The 17,189-nt window shown below is 68.6% G+C and carries 12 protein-coding genes; 1 reads left to right on the top strand and 11 read right to left on the bottom strand.

What is annotated here, in order from left to right; genetic code table 11:
* Positions 1–18: 18 nt before the first annotated feature.
* Together QN357_RS06845 and QN357_RS06840 are read right to left on the bottom strand one after the other, a co-directional pair.
* A complete protein-coding gene (locus QN357_RS06845; protein ID WP_322188467.1) occupies positions 19–507 on the bottom strand; it encodes a hypothetical protein in 489 nt (162 codons plus the stop codon).
* The gene (locus QN357_RS06840) at positions 504–1,958 is read right to left on the bottom strand and encodes a glycosyltransferase family 2 protein (protein ID WP_323504696.1); all 1,455 of its coding nucleotides are present in this window, start codon (positions 1,956–1,958) and stop codon (positions 504–506) included. Before QN357_RS06840 ends, QN357_RS06845 begins: the two co-directional genes overlap by 4 nt.
* Positions 1,959–2,077: 119 nt before the next feature.
* On the opposite strand from QN357_RS06840, the gene QN357_RS06835 reads away from it, so the two are divergent.
* Positions 2,078–2,689 (top strand): hypothetical protein, encoded by a 612-nt coding sequence (locus QN357_RS06835; RefSeq protein ID WP_134449861.1) that lies wholly within the window; start codon positions 2,078–2,080, stop codon positions 2,687–2,689.
* Positions 2,690–2,729: 40 nt separating this feature from the next.
* Here QN357_RS06835 and QN357_RS06830 read toward each other — a convergent pair whose 3' ends face one another.
* The 9 genes from QN357_RS06830 to QN357_RS06790 form a co-directional block, all read right to left on the bottom strand.
* Positions 2,730–3,887 (bottom strand): diguanylate cyclase, encoded by a 1,158-nt coding sequence (locus tag QN357_RS06830; RefSeq protein WP_323504695.1) that lies wholly within the window; start codon positions 3,885–3,887, stop codon positions 2,730–2,732.
* Between the two features lie 26 nt (positions 3,888–3,913).
* On the bottom strand, positions 3,914–5,566 hold the full coding sequence (locus QN357_RS06825; RefSeq protein WP_323504694.1) for a sensor histidine kinase: 1,653 nt from the start codon (positions 5,564–5,566) through the stop codon (positions 3,914–3,916).
* A 16-nt stretch (positions 5,567–5,582) separates the two neighbouring features.
* Positions 5,583–8,024, bottom strand: a complete 2,442-nt coding sequence (locus QN357_RS06820) for an EAL domain-containing protein (RefSeq protein WP_134449858.1) — start codon at positions 8,022–8,024, stop codon at positions 5,583–5,585.
* Between the two features lie 63 nt (positions 8,025–8,087).
* The gene (locus QN357_RS06815) at positions 8,088–9,149 is read right to left on the bottom strand and encodes an aspartate-semialdehyde dehydrogenase (RefSeq protein WP_134449857.1); all 1,062 of its coding nucleotides are present in this window, start codon (positions 9,147–9,149) and stop codon (positions 8,088–8,090) included.
* 99 nt (positions 9,150–9,248) lie between these two features.
* A complete protein-coding gene (locus QN357_RS06810; protein WP_134450073.1) occupies positions 9,249–10,589 on the bottom strand; it encodes an aspartate kinase in 1,341 nt (446 codons plus the stop codon).
* Between the two features lie 120 nt (positions 10,590–10,709).
* Positions 10,710–11,309: a recombination mediator RecR gene (recR, locus tag QN357_RS06805; protein WP_134449856.1), complete on the bottom strand. Its 600-nt coding sequence runs from the start codon at positions 11,307–11,309 to the stop codon at positions 10,710–10,712.
* A 3-nt stretch (positions 11,310–11,312) separates the two neighbouring features.
* Complete coding sequence (locus tag QN357_RS06800; protein ID WP_134561651.1) at positions 11,313–13,808, bottom strand: DNA polymerase III subunit gamma and tau; 2,496 nt, start codon at positions 13,806–13,808, stop codon at positions 11,313–11,315.
* 64 nt (positions 13,809–13,872) lie between these two features.
* On the bottom strand, positions 13,873–15,750 hold the full coding sequence (locus QN357_RS06795) for a glycoside hydrolase family 35 protein (protein WP_241975169.1): 1,878 nt from the start codon (positions 15,748–15,750) through the stop codon (positions 13,873–13,875).
* Positions 15,751–15,752: 2 nt separating this feature from the next.
* A partial coding sequence (locus tag QN357_RS06790; protein WP_323504693.1) for a beta-galactosidase occupies positions 15,753–17,189 on the bottom strand: 1,437 nt, incomplete at its 5' end.

The following is a 17,189-nucleotide window of genomic DNA, read 5'->3' as shown; positions in this document are numbered from 1 at the left end:
CCGAGGCTCGTCCCTGTTTCAGTGCGCGTGCGTCGCGGGGAATTCCCAGCGCCGCGGCGGAACCGCACGGTCGCCGAACTGGGACTGCTGCTCATACTGAGCCTGCTGTTGCCCCTGTTGAGCCTGCCAGGCCTTCTGGGCGCGCTCGGCGTCTTCTGCCCTGGTCGTCAGCACGGCGAGCTCGGCACAGGTGGCTTCGCCGACCTCGACAAGCCGCCGCATGTGTTGCAGGCAGCCCGGCAGATCATTGCGCGAGAGCGCACTGTGCACGAGGGCAGCGGTCGCTTCGAGCACGACGGCTCCCACCATCGTGCTCGTCGAACGGATGCTGAGGAGGACGACGTGCGCCTCTTCCAGGTCAGGCCGGGCGAGGGACTCCGCAAGCCGCTCGGCCCGGCTGGGCCAGAGGGCGACGAAGTCGCGCAGGAATCGGTGGCGCAGCGAGGTATCGCCGCCCACCTGGTTGAGCAGCGTCTCGAGCGCCCCGTCTTCGAGTAGGGCGATCACACCCGGTAGCCCCGGTGACGTTTGACGAGTGTGCCGAACATGGTGAGGGTCTGGATGATGGTGGTGACGCCGAGGATCGGCCAGCCGATCCAGAGGACCGTCGACTGCGCCACCACGGGCAGCTGTAGCCAGATGAACACGAGCGCGGCGAAGAAGGCCGTCGCGAAGATGAGCGGGAAAAGGAAGGCGTTTCCGGAGCCGCGCTCTGCCTTGGCCTGCTCCGCCCAGTTGTCGACCTGCTTGTTGCTCGCGAACTTCGTCCAGGCCCTGAGGAAGTGTCCGATTCGCACCCACATGTAGATCTCCGCGGGGAACCAGGCCAGCGCGAAGAAGAAGTCCCGCCCGTTGCGGTTCTTCATCGACCAGGCCGTGCGGAAGTTGAGCAGCAGTGCGACGAGCGGCGGGATCAGCCAGACCGGGCTGAACACGAAGGCGCCGATCGACAGGGATGCGGCGAGCAGGATGATGAACAGACCACGGGTGACGATGTTGACGGCCATCGAGAAGTTCTCGATCCAGCGGAGCCGGAGGTTGGGGTGGAAGGGCTGCCCCTTCGTGTCGCCGCGCTGGCCGGGCCACATCAGCTCGATGGCGCCGAAGTTCCATTTGACCTGCTGGGCGTCGAGGCCGCGCAGGGTCGTCATGCCGCCGACGTTGGCGCGGGCCTGGGCGCTGATCTTGGTCAGGTAGCCGGCGCTCTTGATCTGCAGGGAGAGGAGGGAGTCCTCGACCTCGCTGTCCTTCACCCACGGAGTGGACTGCTTGCTGTCGATCATGACTTCCTGGAGGGTCCGGATCGAGAAGATCGAGAACTGCCCGCCGAGGACGGCCATGTTGCGGCCGCGGAGCATGTTCTGCATGTTGAAGGCGGCGAACTGGGTGCGCTGGCCGGCGATGAGGAACTTACCCATCGTGCCGTCGATCTGGCTGTCGTCGATGCTGTAAATGGCGGAGATGCCGCCGACGCGGGTGTCGGAGGAGATCTCGGCCTCGAGGTGCCAGACCGCCCGGGGGTCTGCGGTGGTGTCGCCGTCGACGCCGAGGAGGTAGTCGCAGCCCTCGATGAGCGAGAAGCCGTAGTTGAGCGCCCCGACCTTCTTGTCCGGGTTCTCCCCGATGTCGTGGATGAAGATCTCGGTGAACTGCTCGACACCGTCGGTCATCCGCATGTGCGGGCCGGCGTAGTGGCTGGCGATCTCGACCGTGTCGTCCGTCGTGTTGTTCACGACGACGTGGATCACGTCGGGAAGACGGGTCTGGGCGAGCAGGGAATCCAGGACTGAAGCGATGGAGTCCGCTTCGTTGTACGCAGGAACGATGCACCCGATGGTCGGGCGGAACACGGGCAGAGCGTCGACGATTTCCGTGAAATCGTTCGCGTAGGCCGCGAGGGAAGGGTCAACCGGGGGCTGGGCCTTGACATACGGGGAATTCTGGGGGTTCTCGTTCACAGGTCTTACTCTCCCATCCGAACCGCAACTTTTGCCACACCCCCGGTCAAGGTCTCCGCAAGATAAGCTCAAGCGCAGCCCCCCTGTTCGGGCTTGAACCACGATCCACGGGAGTCCTCATGCCTGCTCGTTCCCTCTCACGAGTGCTTCCCGCGCTCGGTCTGGGTCTTCTGCTCACAGCGTCTCTGAGCGGATGCGGCCAGGCACCCTGGTCGACGGGTCTCGCCTCGAGCACGCCGACGGCCACCTTCTCGGTGGCCCCGATCATTCCGGTGATCAATGACCTCGCGACCGGTTCGACGACCCGCAACCTCAAGGCCGGCGATGTCACCCTCGCCGTGAACTACTGGTCGACGCTCAACATCGGCGAATGGACACCCTCCGCGAACAAGCCGATCAGCTTTTCTCTGATCGGAACCCTCGGAACGGACGACGGCCAGGCCGTCTACCTCTCCCGGGTGAGCGTCGCCGCGTCCGTGAAGGGCCCCAGCGGCCCCCTGACCGCCCCGCCCGCCTCGGTCGACCAGGCCTCGATCGCGCCCGGCTACCTGATCAAGACGCCGTACAGCTACAGCCAGACGTTCATCCTGCCCGCGGTCGACCCCGCTGCGACGAGCATCACGCTCGCATTCACCTACGAGGTCCTCGTGCAGTCGACGCCGACCTCGGCGGCATTCGCCAAGTCGACGGCGAGCGACGAGATCACCGTCGCGCTCACCCCCGCCGGATAGCCGCCGGTCGGCCGGCTTCCGCGACTCGGTCCGTCGGGTCTCAGGCCGCTTCGGAGACGACCGTGATGTCGTTGCCACCGCCGCGCTTGAGCGTGCGGATGGCCTCGGTGACGGCCGACGTGAGCACGCCGAGCTCGTAGCCGTGGTCGAAGGTGTCCGCGATGGCGAAACTCGCGGTCAGGCGGATGCGATAGGAGTCCGTGACCGGTTCGTCGACGAGCGCGGTCTGGATGCGTTCGGTGATGCTCCGGGCCTCCGTTGCGGACGAGACACTGACGAGAATGAGGAAGCTGCCGGCGGCGGGGTGCCCGATCAGGGCCATCACGGGCGCGCTGTACCGCAGAGTCTGGGCGAACCGGGCGATGGCCGCGTCACCTGCGGCGCGCCCGAAGGCGGTGTTGATCTCCGGGAGGTTGTCGATGTCGGCACCGATCACGGCGAGTCCGAGCTGCCAGCGGTCGGCCCTCTCGATGTGGTCGGTCGCCGCCTGCACGAAGGCACCCGACGTCATCACGCCCGCCGCAGAGTGGATGCCATCGGTGAAGTCCCCGACGGCGTTGTTGCCGAGCTTCTCGGCGCGGAGGATCGAAATGGCGATGGAACCGACCACGATCAGGGACATGTTGACGATCGACGCAGATCCTGTTCCGAAGAACCGGGAGAAGTCCGGGTGGTCGTGGCCGAGCACGATCAGGGCGACCACCCGCGCCGACGTGTAGACCGTCACGATCCAGAGGCTCAGACCCAGAATCCTGCCGTTGATGTTCCTGCCGAGCCTGCCCCGCAGCGCCTCAGAACCGCCCAGGGCGCCGAAGGCGGCCATGGCCGCCCAGGTCACCCCTGAGGCGCCCCAGCCGTCGCCGCCCGGCGCAGTGACGAGCGTCCAGATCGCGACGACCGCTCCGGCCGCTCCGACGGTCCACAGCAGGGACTCCCGCGAGTTGTAGAGGCGGGAACCGCTCCAGAACGCCCCGGACAGCACGACGAGGCCGACGTTGCCGACCAGGAGACCCCACCAGTTCGATGCCCCGATGATCGCCACGCCGTAGCCGAAGGCCACGGCGATCCCTGCGATGAAGGCGAGGCTCCAGAGCTTGCCCGCCGCGTCATTGCGGTTGAGGGCCGTGTTCAGGATGAACGACACCCCGCAGAGCACGACGATGAGCGCGCTGACGATAAAGAGCGTGGTCGAGTCCAAGTGCTGGGCCCCCTTCTGAGGGCAGTCTATCGGCTGGCGACGGGCGTCAGGGGTAGCGTGAAGACCGCCACCGAGCCTTTGCCCTTGGTGGATTCGAGGCGCAGGTCGCCCCCGTGCTTGCGCATGATGTCCCTGCTGATGCTCAGCCCGAGCCCGGTGCCGTGCACGCTCGAATTCCGTACCGAGTCCGCACGGTAGAACCTGTCGAACAGTTTGGTCTGTTCCTCGGCGGTCATCCCCCTGCCGGTATCCGAGATCCGCAGTTCCGCCAGCCCGTCGGCGACGGCCAGCGTGACCCCGATCCGCCCGGACTCGACGTTGTACTTGATCGCATTCGAGAGGACGTTGTCGACGACCTGCCGCAAGCGGAACGCATCCGCTTCGACCGTGACGGCGGGAAGGGCCTCGACATCGAACCCGATCGTGCGTTTGGAGGCCGAAGGGCCGGCGGACTCGAGAGCGTCCGCGACGATCCCGGCCAGGTCGCACGGGGCGACGTTGAGCGGAGGCTCGTGCTTCGAATCACTCGCGTCGGTGAGCAGCCCTGAGACCATCTCGAGCAGTCGGTCGGAGTTCTTCGACGCGACCTCGAGCATGCCCCTGGTCGACGGGTCGAGACGTTCGTCATCGAGAGCGAGTTCGAGGTAGCCGAGGATGGACGTGAGCGGTGTGCGCAACTCGTGGGACACCGAGGCGACGAGGTCGTCGCGGGCCTGGATCGCCCTGACTTCCGCGGTCACGTCGCGCGAGACCATGACGCCGCCGTCGTAGTCGCCGTTCTCGTCGGTGATCGGTCGCGCGGAGACCAGGAGGGCAGCCTGCTGCTGGCCGGGTTCGCCGACCCAGACGGTGAGGCGGTCGATGGTCTCCCCGCGGAGCGCCCGGGAGTACGGCCGGTCCAGCTCGTCGTACGGGGTCACCCTGTCTTCGTGGAACACCGTGCTGACGACTGCCGGCCGGTTGTCTGTCGTGCCATAGAGGGCGAGCAGCTCGCGCTGCGCACGGTTCAGGAAATTCGCCGTGGAGGCGCGGTCGAATCCGACGACCCCGAAGTCCACAGCGTTGAAGAGTTCGTCGAGGGTCTGCTCCTGGCGGCGTGAACGTCGCAGGGCCGACTCGAACAGGCCGGCCTGCTGGGTGAGGAGCACCCGCTGCGCCGCGGCGCGCTTGGTCGTCAGGTGCGTGGTCACCGCGACGAAGCCCAGCATGGTCGGTATCATCGCGAGCTGGGGAACGTCGGCCAGGGAAATGGGCACGGAACGGAACAGGGTCCCGCCCCAGATCATGACGGCCGCCAGGATGACGCTCCCCGTCGCACCCCGCGCTCCGAAGTGCGTCGACAGCCAGATCACGGGAAGCACCAGGAGGAAACTCGCGCCGATCGCGGTCGCGGCCTGCCAGATCAGCACGATCGCGATGATGTCGACCACGGGAAGCAGGACGATCCAGTACTTGGAGTGGTCGCTCCACGTGACGAGGGCGCTGATGGCCGTGACGATGAAGATCAGGAGTACGCCGAGGAAGAACATCGGGGAGCTCAGCCGCTGGATCGCGGTGAGCCCGGTGACAGCGACGAGGAAGAGGGTCGCCCCGGCGAGGAGAAGCTGGGAGAGGAAGACGGAACGGTCGAGGCGCGACAGATTCGACCTCACCGCTCGGTCCATCCCGGTCTCACTCATGGACTGAGACTATCGGTCAGGTCGCCGGGGCTGCAGCAGGAGTCTCTGCTCCGACGGTTGGACCGATCGGGAGGTCGCCAGCGGGGACGACCGCTGCGGCTCCATAGCGCTCGAGACGGGACAGGGTCTTCTCAAAGCTCTCCGGAACGCCGTAGTGGAAGCCCTGGGCGCTGCGGATGCCGATGGCAGCGAGGTGCCTGACCATCGCCTCGTTCTCCACGCCCTCGACGATCATCGAGTATTCGAGGTTGTCGCCGAAGCCCTGCAGCGCGGTGAGCACCTCACGCTGGCGGATGTCGTCGAGGTCATCGACGAGGCTGCGATCGATCTTCAGGATATCCATGGGCATCCGCACGAGCGCGTCCACCGAGGAGTCCTGGGACCCGTAGTCGTCGAGGGCGATCAGCAGCCCCAGGTCGCGGAGCCGGTCGGCCTGCGAGCGGATGGCGGGGGTCACCCTGGCGACGGAACGCTCGTTGAGTTCGAGGCACAGCGAGATTCCCGGGTACCGTCCGGCGAGGTCTTCCATGAAGGTGCCGACCCGGTCGGGCACGATCTGCCCGGCCTCGACGTTGATGGCCATGCAGGTGACCCGGGGTTCGACGAGGCGGAAGTCGGCGGCCGCGGCCATGGCCTTCACGGCGACCTGCCGGGTGAGGGCGTCCATCCGGCCGAGTCCCTTGGCCTTCTCCACGATGGACGGCGGCGAAAGCGGGCCGAGAACGGGGTCGTTGTAGCGGACAAGTGCCTCGAACGCCCAGATCTGGCCCGTTACGAGGCTGACGATCGGCTGGAACGCGAGTTCGAGGAGGTCCTCGTCGATGGCGTGCGCGATGATGTCGTTGATCTGGGAGGAGCGGTGGCTCGAGATGTTGATGCTGCTCTCGTTGGCCGGTCCGCCGCGTCGCCGCGACTTCTTGATCGCGAGCATGGCCCGGTCGGCGTCCTGCACGAGCTGGGAGACATCCGTCTCCCGGTGGGCCGAATAGGCGAGGCCGATGCTGAGCGTCGGGGTGTAGCTGCTCGAGCCGAGGGTGAGCGGCTGCACGGAGGTCTCGAGGATGCGTTCGGCGATCTCCTTCGCCTCGCCGAGAGAGGCCAGGTGAGTGAGGATCACGACGAATTCGTCACCGCCGACGCGAGCGACGACGTCGCTCGGTCGCACGACCATGCGCAGCCTGCGGCCGAGTTCCCTGAGCAGGTCGTCTCCGCTCTGGTGCCCGTGCCGGTCATTGAGGCGCTTGAAGTCATCGAGGTCCAGGAACAGGACGGCGAGGGCCTCCGAGTAGTCACGGTGGTCGTTGATGTTCGCGAGCGCCGTCTGGAAGGCCCGGTAGTTCGGCAGGCCGGTGAGGGGGTCGGTGTTGGCGCGGGCGGTGAGGCCGCCGATGTTGTAGTGGGCGCTCATCGCGAGTTCGGCCGCGCGGGCGAGGGCGTTGAGTGCGCTCCTGTCGTCGGCGGTGAAGACGCCACCCATCGGCTCGCGGCCCGCGACGACGAACCGGGTGTCGGACTCGGACAGCAGGATGGGGGCGCTGATCTCCCCGACGCGCGCCGCGTGGTCGCGCACGGCGACGTACTCGACGCCGATGGTCGTCCGCACGGCCTCGTGAAGCAGTGCGAGGACCCGGGAGGTCGCCTCGGCATCGTCCTCAGGCCCGGACTGGACACGGCCGGCGGAGATGTCCTCGCGCCCGGCGGCGCCGAGCGCCGCAGCGCCCGTGATGAGACCGGTGAGCCGGCTGCGCATCGTGACGACGCGGCCGATGAGCTTGATCCCGACGCCGGCGAGAGTGAAGGCGAGCAGGGTTGCGATCACGAACACGATCGGGTCCCGGCTGACGGCCAGGCCTGCGTCGTGGAAGACCACGACGAGCGCGGACAGGAGTGCGCAGCCGAGCACCATCAGCGCCAGCCGCGCCGGCGCGATCAGGGGGCCGGTGCGGTTCGCGATCGGCCGGACCAACACCATCCGCAGGTATTCGATGATCGCCACGAGCGCGACATACGCGGCGCCGGCGCAACCGGCGGCGAGATAACTGGGGAGGCCGAAGGCGGTCGCGCCTGCGAGGACGGCGACGGCCGCGGCACTGCCGGTTCCCGCGAGTCCGGCACTGTAGAGGGCGACGTCGACGCGTCGGGAGCGCACCAGGACGATGAGCAGCACTCCGAGGACGATGGCGCCGGCCGCGGCCAGCGGGCTGACGACGGTGTAGAGCACGGGCAGCACCAGGATGGGCAGGCTCACGACGGGGCTGCGATGCCGTTCAGGGCCCAGGCGCACCCAGCAGACGTTGAGCGCTGCGGCGCAGAAGACACCAGTGGCGGCGACCCACCAGGCGGACCCCGGCTGACCGGTCAGCGACAGGATCGCGGAGACCACGACGACGCCGGCGATGGTCGCGAAGAGTGCGATGATCACGCGCCGCACGCCCTCTGAAACGCGATACCCGCCCATGGTGTTCCACAGTAGTGCACGCGGTCCGGCGGTCGCCTCCGCGACCGGAAAAGTCACCGTCGGTCAGGACGCGAGCAGGTCCGCGGCGACGAGTTCGGCGATCTGGACGGCGTTGAGCGCGGCGCCCTTGCGCAGGTTGTCGTTGGTGATGAACAGGGCCAGTCCACGCCCATCCGGCACTCCAGGGTCCTGGCGGACCCGACCGACGAAGCTCGGGTCCTTGCCCGCGGCCTCGAGCGGAGTGGGGACGTCCGTGAGCACGACGCCCGGAGCATCCTTGAGCAGCTCGAGCGCACGGGCGACCGAGAGCGGGTTCGCGAATTCGGCGTTGATGGACAGGGAGTGGCCCGTGAAGACCGGCACCCGCACGCAGGTACCCGAGACAAGCAGGTCGGGCAGTTCGAGGATCTTGCGGCTCTCGTTGCGCAGCTTCTTTTCCTCGTCCGTCTCGAAGAGTCCGTCGTCGACGATCGAACCGGCGAGCGGAACGACGTCGAAGGCGATCGGGCGCACGTACAGCACGGGTTCGGGCATCGGGACGGCGGACCCGTCGTGGACGAGCTGGAGGAGGTTGTCGCTGTGCGCGGCGGCGCGGATCTGGCTCGCCAGTTCCTGGGCACCGGCGAGCCCGCTGCCGGACACGGCCTGGTAGGTGCTCACGATCAGGCGCTGCAGCCCGGCTTCGTCGTGCAGGACCTTGAGCACCGGCATCGCGGCCATCGTGGTGCAGTTCGGGTTCGCGATGATGCCCTTGACCGCGTGGTGAATGGCTTCGGGGTTGACCTCGCTGACGACGAGGGGAACGTCGGGGTCCATCCGCCAGCCGGACGAGTTGTCGATCACGGTGACGCCGGCAGCGGCGAACCGGGGGGCCTGGACCTTGGACAGGGTCGCCCCGGCGGAGAAGATCGCGATGTCGAGCCCGGTCGGGTCGGCCGTCGCGGCGTCTTCGACGACGATCCGGTCGTCCTTCCACGGCAGGGTGGTTCCGGCCGAACGGGCAGAGGCGAAGTAGCGGATGCCCGCAACCGGGAAGTCCCGCTGCTCGAGCAGGTGCCGGACGACGGCGCCCACCTGGCCGGTTGCCCCGACGACTCCGATGTGGATTCCTGCTGTGCTGCTCACGGTTTCTTCCCTAGTATCTGTCTGTCGTGCTGTCTGACGGTCTGACTGCGGGTGACGCGGTGTGTGGCTCGGTTCCCGGCGATGCCGGGGCGGCGCGGCTCAGCGGCCGGTGCCGCCGTGCACGACGGCCTCGGCGTCGTCGTCGAGGTCGAACGCGGTGTGCACGACCCGGAGCGCCTCGTTGATGGTGTCCGCGCGGGTGACGACCGAGATGCGGATCTCGCTCGTCGAGATCATCTCGATGTTGATCCCGGCCTCGTAGAGTGCGGCGAACAGCTTCGCGGAGACACCGGTGTTGGTGCGCATGCCCGCGCCGACGAGGGCGAGCTTGCCGATCTGGTCGTCGTACTGCAGGCTCGCGAACCCGACGTTTCCGCGTTCGTTCGTCAGCGCGGTCAGGACCCGCTGTCCTTCCGACTTCGGAAGGGTGAAGGAGATGTCGGTCAGCCCGGTCGAGGCGGCGGACACGTTCTGGACGATCATGTCGACGTTGGCGTTGGTGTTCGCGACGATCTTGAAGATCTGCGCGGCCTTGCCGGGGATGTCGGGAACGCCGACGACGGTCACCTTCGCCTCGCTGAGGTCGGCGGCGATCCCGGCGATGATGGGCTCTTCCACTTTTTCTCCGATCAGGGATTCGGTCGTACTGGTAACGGGAGGCGTGCCGACGGTTCCATCCGGGAGCGCGGTCGCCGGGTCGGTCGTGTCGGGGTTGTACACGATCGTGCCGAGATTGTTGTTGAACGATGAGCGCACGTGCAGGGTCACCCCGTGCCTGCGGGCGTATTCCACCGCCCGGATGTAGAGGACCTTGGCGCCGGCGGCGGCGAGCTCGAGCATTTCCTCGCTCGAGATGCGGTCGAGCTTGTGCGCCCGGGGAACGACGCGCGGGTCCGCGGTGAACACGCCGTCGACATCCGTGTAGATCTCGCAAATGTCGGCGTTCAGGGCGGCGGCGAGGGCGACGGCCGTGGTGTCCGAGCCGCCGCGACCGAGGGTCGTGATGTCCATGGTGTCGCGATTGAAGCCCTGGAAGCCTGCGACGATCGCGACGGCGCCCTCGTCGAGAGCCGAGCGGATGCGACCGGGCGTGACGTCGACGATGCGCGCGGCGCCGTGGTGCGCGTCGGTGATCATGCCGGCCTGGCTGCCGGTGAAGGAGCGCGCGTCGTAGCCCATGCTCTTGATCGCCATGGCGAGAAGGGCCATGGAGATGCGTTCGCCTGCGGTGAGGAGCATGTCGAGCTCGCGCGGCGCCGGGATCGGGGTGACCTGGTGGGCGAGGTCGAGGAGCTCGTCCGTGGAGTCGCCCATCGCGGAGACGGCGACGACGACCTCGTTGCCGGCCTTGCGGGTGTCGACGATGCGCTTGGCGACGCGCTTGATGCTTTCGGCGTCTGCGACGGATGATCCGCCGAACTTCTGCACGATCAAGCTCACGTGGCGCTCCTGGGGGTTCGGGTCTGCGGGCATGGCGGGCATAGCCCCGTCTTCCATCCTAAATGCTGATGTATTCGGCACCGGCAATGTGACGCCGCGCACGCGGGCGTGGAGCCGGGGTCAGCTCGAGACGGTGCGGCGACCCTCGAAGGCACGGCCGAGGGTGACCTCGTCGGCGTACTCGAGGTCGCCACCGACGGGCAGGCCGGAGGCGAGCCGGGTGACCGTGATCTCGAGGGTCGTCAGCAGGCGCGACAGGTAGGCCGCCGTCGCCTCGCCCTCGAGGTTCGGGTCGGTCGCGATGATGACCTCCTGGACGGTGTTGTCGGAGAGGCGCTGCAGCAGCTGGCGGATGCGGAGCTGGTCTGGCCCGATGCCGTCGATGGGGCTGATCGCGCCACCGAGCACGTGGTAGAGCCCCTTGAACTCGCGGGTGCGCTCGATCGCCACGACGTCTTTGGCCTCTTCGACGACGCAGATCATCGCGGGATTGCGGCGCGGGTCGCGGCAGATCATGCACGTCGGCTGCTCGGAGACATTGCCGCAGATCTCGCAGAAGCGCACCTTGTCGCGCACCTCGAGGAGGACATTGGCGAGGTGGGTGACGTCGAAGCTCTCGGTCTGCAGAATGTGGAACGCGATACGCTGCGCGGACTTCGGCCCGATTCCGGGCAGGCGGCCGAGTTCGTCGATCAGTTCCTGGACGATTCCTTCGTACATGGGTCAGTCGCCTCTGGTTCGGGGTGCCGGTTCGTACGGCTGTTCTTCGAGGAAGGTCGCACCGAGGACCTCGCGGACGACGGATTCCCCGTAGCGCTGCTTCTCCTCGAAGGCCGGGCTGCGCCTGCCGTTCGGGCCGATGGTGTTCGGCCCGGTGTGGGTGACGTTGCGATCGACCGGTGCCGGCTGCGCCTGGGATGCGGGAGGCACCTGGCGCGCGGGCGACCGGTTCTGACCCTGTCTGGCCGAGCCCGCGTTGCGGTCCGGTGGGGTGTCCTCGTCCGGCGGCACGTCGCTGTCGTCGTACGGCGGCGGTTCGTCGTCGTATGGCGGTTCACCCTGTCGGGCAGCGGATGCCGTGGGGCCGGGCGCTGCCGGAGCCGAGGGTGCCGGTGTTGCCGCGTTCGGTGCAGCGGCGGCAGGGGCAGCGGTCGCGGCAGGTGCGGTCGCGGGGGCCGTCGCCCCGGTGGACGCGTCGCCCGCGCCCGGAATCGCGACGGTCGCCCAGGCGGTGACGGAGCCGGTCGGCTCGACGGGGGTGGACCGCGGTGCCGATGCCGGCTGAGCGGATGCCCGGGTCGGGGCGTTGGACCCTGCGGTGGCCGAGGGTCCGGTCGGTGATGCTGACGCGTCCGGGCGTCCGAACGGTGTGTCGGCTGCGCCGTCGCTCACCGCAGCGGCCGGCGGTGCGGCCTGCGACGCGGCGGCGGCAGGGCTCGATGTCTGTGGCTCTGGCGCGGGCGACGCACTGGGCACAGCTGACGGGCCGGCGACGGGGGTTGATGCCCCGGGCTCGGTGACCTTGGCGATGAGGCGCGGCGTGAAGCCGAGGACCGAATTGACCGCCCGTTTGAGGTAGTCGCCGACGCCCTCCCCCGGCGCGGCTGACTGCTTGAGGCCGGCGACGTCCTTCTGGCTCGGGAACGACAGCACGAGGAGGTCGCCGTCGCGGAATTCGAGCACGTTCGCCGTGTAGAGCACGAGCCACGCGCTCGTCTTGGCGGTCTGGACGGCCTCGAGGACCTCTGGCCAGGCGTCCTTGACCTGCTGGAACGTGACCGGCCCGATCGGGCGGGCCGCGGCAACGACGGCCGGCGCGACGGATGCCTGACCTGCCGGAGGGCTCGTGGGAACAGTGGAGACCGCGGGGGTCACGGGGGCTTCGGGCGCAGGCGCACCGCGATCGGCGACCGGCACGGGGCGTGCATCGGGGGCGTGCGAAGCATCCGTCGGAGACGAAACGGCGGGCGTCGCGGAGCTGGGAGCCACCGATGCGGCCGAGCTCGTATCGGCACCGCTTGTACCGACATCGCTTGCACCCACAGCGCTCGTACCAACACCGATGCGGCGCTCGAGCCGTTCCACGCGGGCGAGCGCGCCGCGGGTGGAGTCGTCGCTCGCGGGGATCAGCACGCGGGCGATCATGAGTTCGAGGTGCAGCCGGGGCGAGGTCGCGCCGGTCATCTCGGTGAGTGCGGTGTTGAGGATGTCGGCGGTGCGGGAGAGCTCGGCCGGGCCGAACTTGGCGGCCTGAACGGCCATCCGCTCGATCTCGTCTTGCGGAACCCCGCGGAGCACGGCGGACGCGCCCGCTGCGGAGGTTGCGGCGACGACGATGAGATCGCGCATGCGCTCGAGGAGGTCTTCGACGAAGCGGCGCGGGTCCTGGCCGGTCTGGATGACCCGGTCGACCGCGTCGAAGGCTGCGGCGGGGTCGCGGGCGGCGATCGCGTCGATCGACTCGTCGAGCAGGGACGCGCTCGTGTAGCCGAGGAGGGCGACCGCGCGGTCGTACTCCACGGAGTGGTCGTCGGAACCGGCCATGAGCTGGTCGAGGAGCGAGAGGGTGTCGCGGGGCGACCCGCCGCCGGCGCGGACGACGAGCGGAAGCACGCCGGGTGCGACGGCGACCTTCTCGCTCTCGCAGAGCGTCTGCACGTATTCGAGCATCGGGCCCGGCGGGACGAGCCGGAACGGGTAGTGGTGGGTGCGCGAGCGGATCGTGCCGATGACCTTCTCGGGCTCGGTCGTCGCGAAGATGAACTTCACGTGTTCCGGCGGCTCTTCGACGATCTTGAGCAGAGCGTTGAAGCCCTGCGGCGTGACCATGTGCGCCTCGTCGAGGATGAAGATCTTGTAGCGGTCGCGGGCGGGCGCGAAGATGGCGCGCTCCCGGATGTCGCGGGCGTCGTCGACGCCGTTGTGGCTCGCGGCATCGATCTCGACGACGTCGAGCGAGCCGCCACCGTCGCGGGAGAGCTCGACGCAGCTCGGGCAGACACCGCACGGGGTGTCGGTCGGGCCCTCTGCACAGTTGAGGCAGCGGGCGAGGATGCGCGCACTCGTGGTCTTGCCGCAGCCGCGGGGGCCGCTGAACAGGTACGCGTGGTTCACCCGATTCGTGCGCAGGGCCGTCATCAGGGGTTCGGTCACCTGGGACTGGCCGATCATCTCGGCAAAGGTCTCTGGCCGGTAGCGGCGATACAGGGCGGTAACCACGGATCAATCGTAGCCGGGACCGCTGACAGTCCCGCCCGGGGGCCGGGGTCCCGGGCGGAGACCGCTAGAAATCGGTGTGGCCGAGGTCGGGGCGGGAGACGAAGCGGGCCCGGGTGCTTCCGGTTCCGTGCAGGAACAGCACGAGGAGCTCATTGCGCTCCCGCAGCACCGGGCCCGGAACGTACAGGGTGGTCTGCGGTCCGCGGTCCCAGAACCGCCCGAGGTTGAACCCGTTGATCCAGGCCTGGCCCTTGCCCCAGCCTGCCGTGCTGAGGAAGAGGTCGCGTCCCTGCTCTGTGTCGAACGAGCCGCGCGCGAACGCGGGTCCGCTCAGCGAGCCGACCGGGGCCTCCACGGCGACCGTGTCCGCGGCGGGCTCGGCGGCCCGGAGCGAGTCGAAGGCGAATGTCAGATCGACGTCCAGGTCGGGATCGAGATCGCGCTCGCCGCCCCCGTCGGAGCATCGCGGATGCTGGGCGAAGAGCCGGCTACCGGCTGCGGCGAATCCGTCCAGGTCGAGGGGCAGCACCTGCCAGTTCCCGAGAGGCGCCCCGTCGAGGGTCGCCGGGCCGATCAGGCCCTTGTCCTCCCCGATTCTCGGGCCGTAGTTGACCCGGCCCTGGTCCTCGACGAGGAGGTCGAGCGTGGACCCCTTCGGCAGGCTGATCGACCGGTCGTGGTGGTCGCGCTGCAGAACGCCGACGGGATTGCCGTCGACGAACACCTGGGCGCGATCGCGGATCGCGCCGAAGGAGAGCAGATGTGCGCCGGGGGCCAGCCTGCTGCGGTACAGCGCGAATCCGGTGTACTGGCCGAGGGCATCCATGCTCGGCAGCCCCGGCACGGGTTCGGCGGCCGGGTCCGCCAGCTCGCGCAGAGCGTCCCAGAGCGTCACCGACTCATCGAGCTCGACCTCGAAGGCGGGCGCCGCCGGAACGGCTTCGGGCAGTTCGGCCGGCACCGGCCCGTACCGGGCGAGCACCTCGCGGAAGGCGAGGTATTTCTCCGTCACCTCCCCGCTCTCGGAGAGCGGAGCGTCGTAGTCGTAGGACGTGACCGTCGGCTGGAACACGCCCTTGTCGTTGGCGCCGTTGGTGAAGCCGAAATTGGTGCCGCCGGTGAACATGTAGAGCGACACGGAAGCGCCGGTGGCGAGCAGGGCGTCGAGCTCACGGGCCGAGTCCTCCGCGGAGGTGGTGTGGTGGTGGGCTCCCCAGTGGTCGAACCAGCCGTTCCAGAATTCGGCGCACATGAGCGGCCCCGTCGGCTGGTGGCGGCGCAGGGTCGCCAGTCGTTCGGTGGCCCGCGACCCGAACGAGCCGGTCTTGTGCAGGCCGGGAAGGCTGCCGTCGGTCAGCATCTGGTCGGTGGGCTGGTCGATCGTGGTGAGCGGCACCGTGATGCCGCCGGCCCGGTTGAGGTCGACGAGCGCACGCAGGTAGTCCTTGTCGGCGCCGTATGCGCCGTATTCGTTCTCGATCTGCACGAGGATGACGGGCCCGCCCCTGTCGATCTGACGGGAGGCCACGATCGGCAGCAGCTGCCCGAAGTATTCGGCGACCGCCGCGAGGTAGAGCGGTTCGTTGCGCCGCACGCCGACGGCCGGGTCGCGGAAAAGCCAGCCGGGCAGGCCGCCGTTGTCCCACTCGGCGCAGATGAAGGGGCCCGGCCGCACGATGGCGTACATCCCCTCCGCCGCGATGAGGTCGAGAAACCTGGCCAGGTCGAGCCCGGCATCGGTGCGGAACTGCCCGCGAACCGGCGAATGCGCGTTCCACGCCACGTAGGTCTCGATCGTGTTGAGCCCCATCAGCCAAGCCTTGTGGATCCGGTCCGCCCAGTGGTCCGGATGAACCCGGAAATAGTGGATGGCGCCGGCGAGCACCCGGAACGGCGTGCCGTCCAGGAGGAAGTCGGTCTCGCCGATCGCGAAGTCGGCCACGGTCACTCCCCCGCCCGCGGCCGGCTCAGCACGGCGACCCCGGTCGCCGGGAGGGTGAGCGAGCCGGCGGCCAGGGTGCTTCCTCCGAGATCGACGGCCGTGAGGCATCCATCGAACGGGGTGAGTGCCACCGTGACCGCATGCGCGGAATGGTTGATGTAGAAGAGGTACTCGAGGATGTCCGTCTCACGCACGGCGAGCTGGACAGTGCCGCGCACGTCGGAGGGCAGCGGTGAGACGATGCCGGCATCCGCGGCGAAGCGACCGACGAGGGCGACGAGGGCTTCCCTGTCGAGTACCGTCCCGACGAAGCTGGCCCGTCCGGCACCGACGGCACGGCCGGTGATGGCCGGCACGCCGGGGAACGGGCCGTCGTCGAAGCGCGCGAGCACGTCGACGTCGTTCCGCACGGTGACGTCGTGGGTGAGCAGCGTCCCTGTCGAGCCCGCGGGCAGGTCACCGGACAGCCCGACGGCCTGGCCGGCGAGCAGGCTGCCGAATTCCTCTGCGCGCACGCCGAGCAGCTCACGGAAGGCACCGGGGTAGCCGCCGGGGTGGATGTGGTCGTCGGCGTCGGCGATGCCGGAGAAGACGCCGACCGTGAGGTGGCCGCCACCGGTCACATAGCCGGTGAGCGCTTCCGCGAGGTCGGCCGTGACCACGTAGAGCATCGGGGCGATCACGAGGTCATAGCCGTCGAGGCCGGGTCCGTGCAGCACCGATCGGGCGGGAATGATGTCGGCCTGGAGCCCGTTCGCGAGCGCCGCGGCATACCAGGTCATCGCCTCGGCCTTGTAGCGCAGCAGCTCGGTGGGGTGCGAGTCGAGCTCGGAGGCCCACCACGAGTCCCAGTCGAAGAGGATGCCGATGCGGGCCTGCCGGGTCCGGCTTCCCGCGACCTCGGCGAGGCCGGCGAGGTCGCCGCCGAAGCGGGCGACCCTGCGGAAGACGGTGCTGTCTTCGCCCGCGTGCGGGAGCATCGCGGAGTGGAACTTCTCGGCGCCGGCCAGCGACTGTCGCCACTGGAAGAAGCAGACCGCGTCCGCGCCATGCGCGACGTGCGTGAGGCTGTCGCGGCGCAGCTGGCCGGGCGACTTCGCCTGGTTGACCGGCTGCCAGTTCACGGCGCTGGTGGAATGCTCCATCAGGAACCAGGGCGCACGATGCGCGATCTGGCCGGTCAGGTTGGCCGAGAACGACAGTTCCTCGAAGGCCTCCGGGTCTGCGACGAGCAGGTAGTGATCGTTGGAGACGATGTCGACCTCGTCGGCCCAGTCCGCGTAGTCCATGCCGCGGGTCTCCCCCATCACCATGAAGTTGGTGGTGATCGGAACCTCGGGAGTCGCCTGCCGCAGGATCTCGCGCTCGGCGACCAGGTAGTCCTTGAGTGCGTCGCTGGAGAACCGGGCGAAGTCGAGTTGCTGGGTGGGGTTCGGGTG

The organism is Cryobacterium sp. RTC2.1 (genome assembly GCF_035018685.1).
GTDB lineage: Bacteria > Actinomycetota > Actinomycetes > Actinomycetales > Microbacteriaceae > Cryobacterium > Cryobacterium glucosi.
Note: the sequence above shows the minus strand (reverse complement) of the source record. Positions and strands in the feature narration are given on the sequence as shown.

Bases quoted from the DNA above. Each gene is read 5' to 3' on its own strand.
- QN357_RS06835 (WP_134449861.1), top strand. From the start codon at position 2,078: ATGCCTGCTCGTTCCCTCTCACGAGTGCTTCCCGCGCTCGGTCTGGGT.
- QN357_RS06820 (WP_134449858.1), bottom strand. From the start codon at position 8,024: ATGGGCGGGTATCGCGTTTCAGAGGGCGTGCGGCGCGTGATCATCGCA.
- recR (WP_134449856.1), bottom strand. From the start codon at position 11,309: ATGTACGAAGGAATCGTCCAGGAACTGATCGACGAACTCGGCCGCCTG.
- QN357_RS06825 (WP_323504694.1), bottom strand. From the start codon at position 5,566: ATGAGTGAGACCGGGATGGACCGAGCGGTGAGGTCGAATCTGTCGCGC.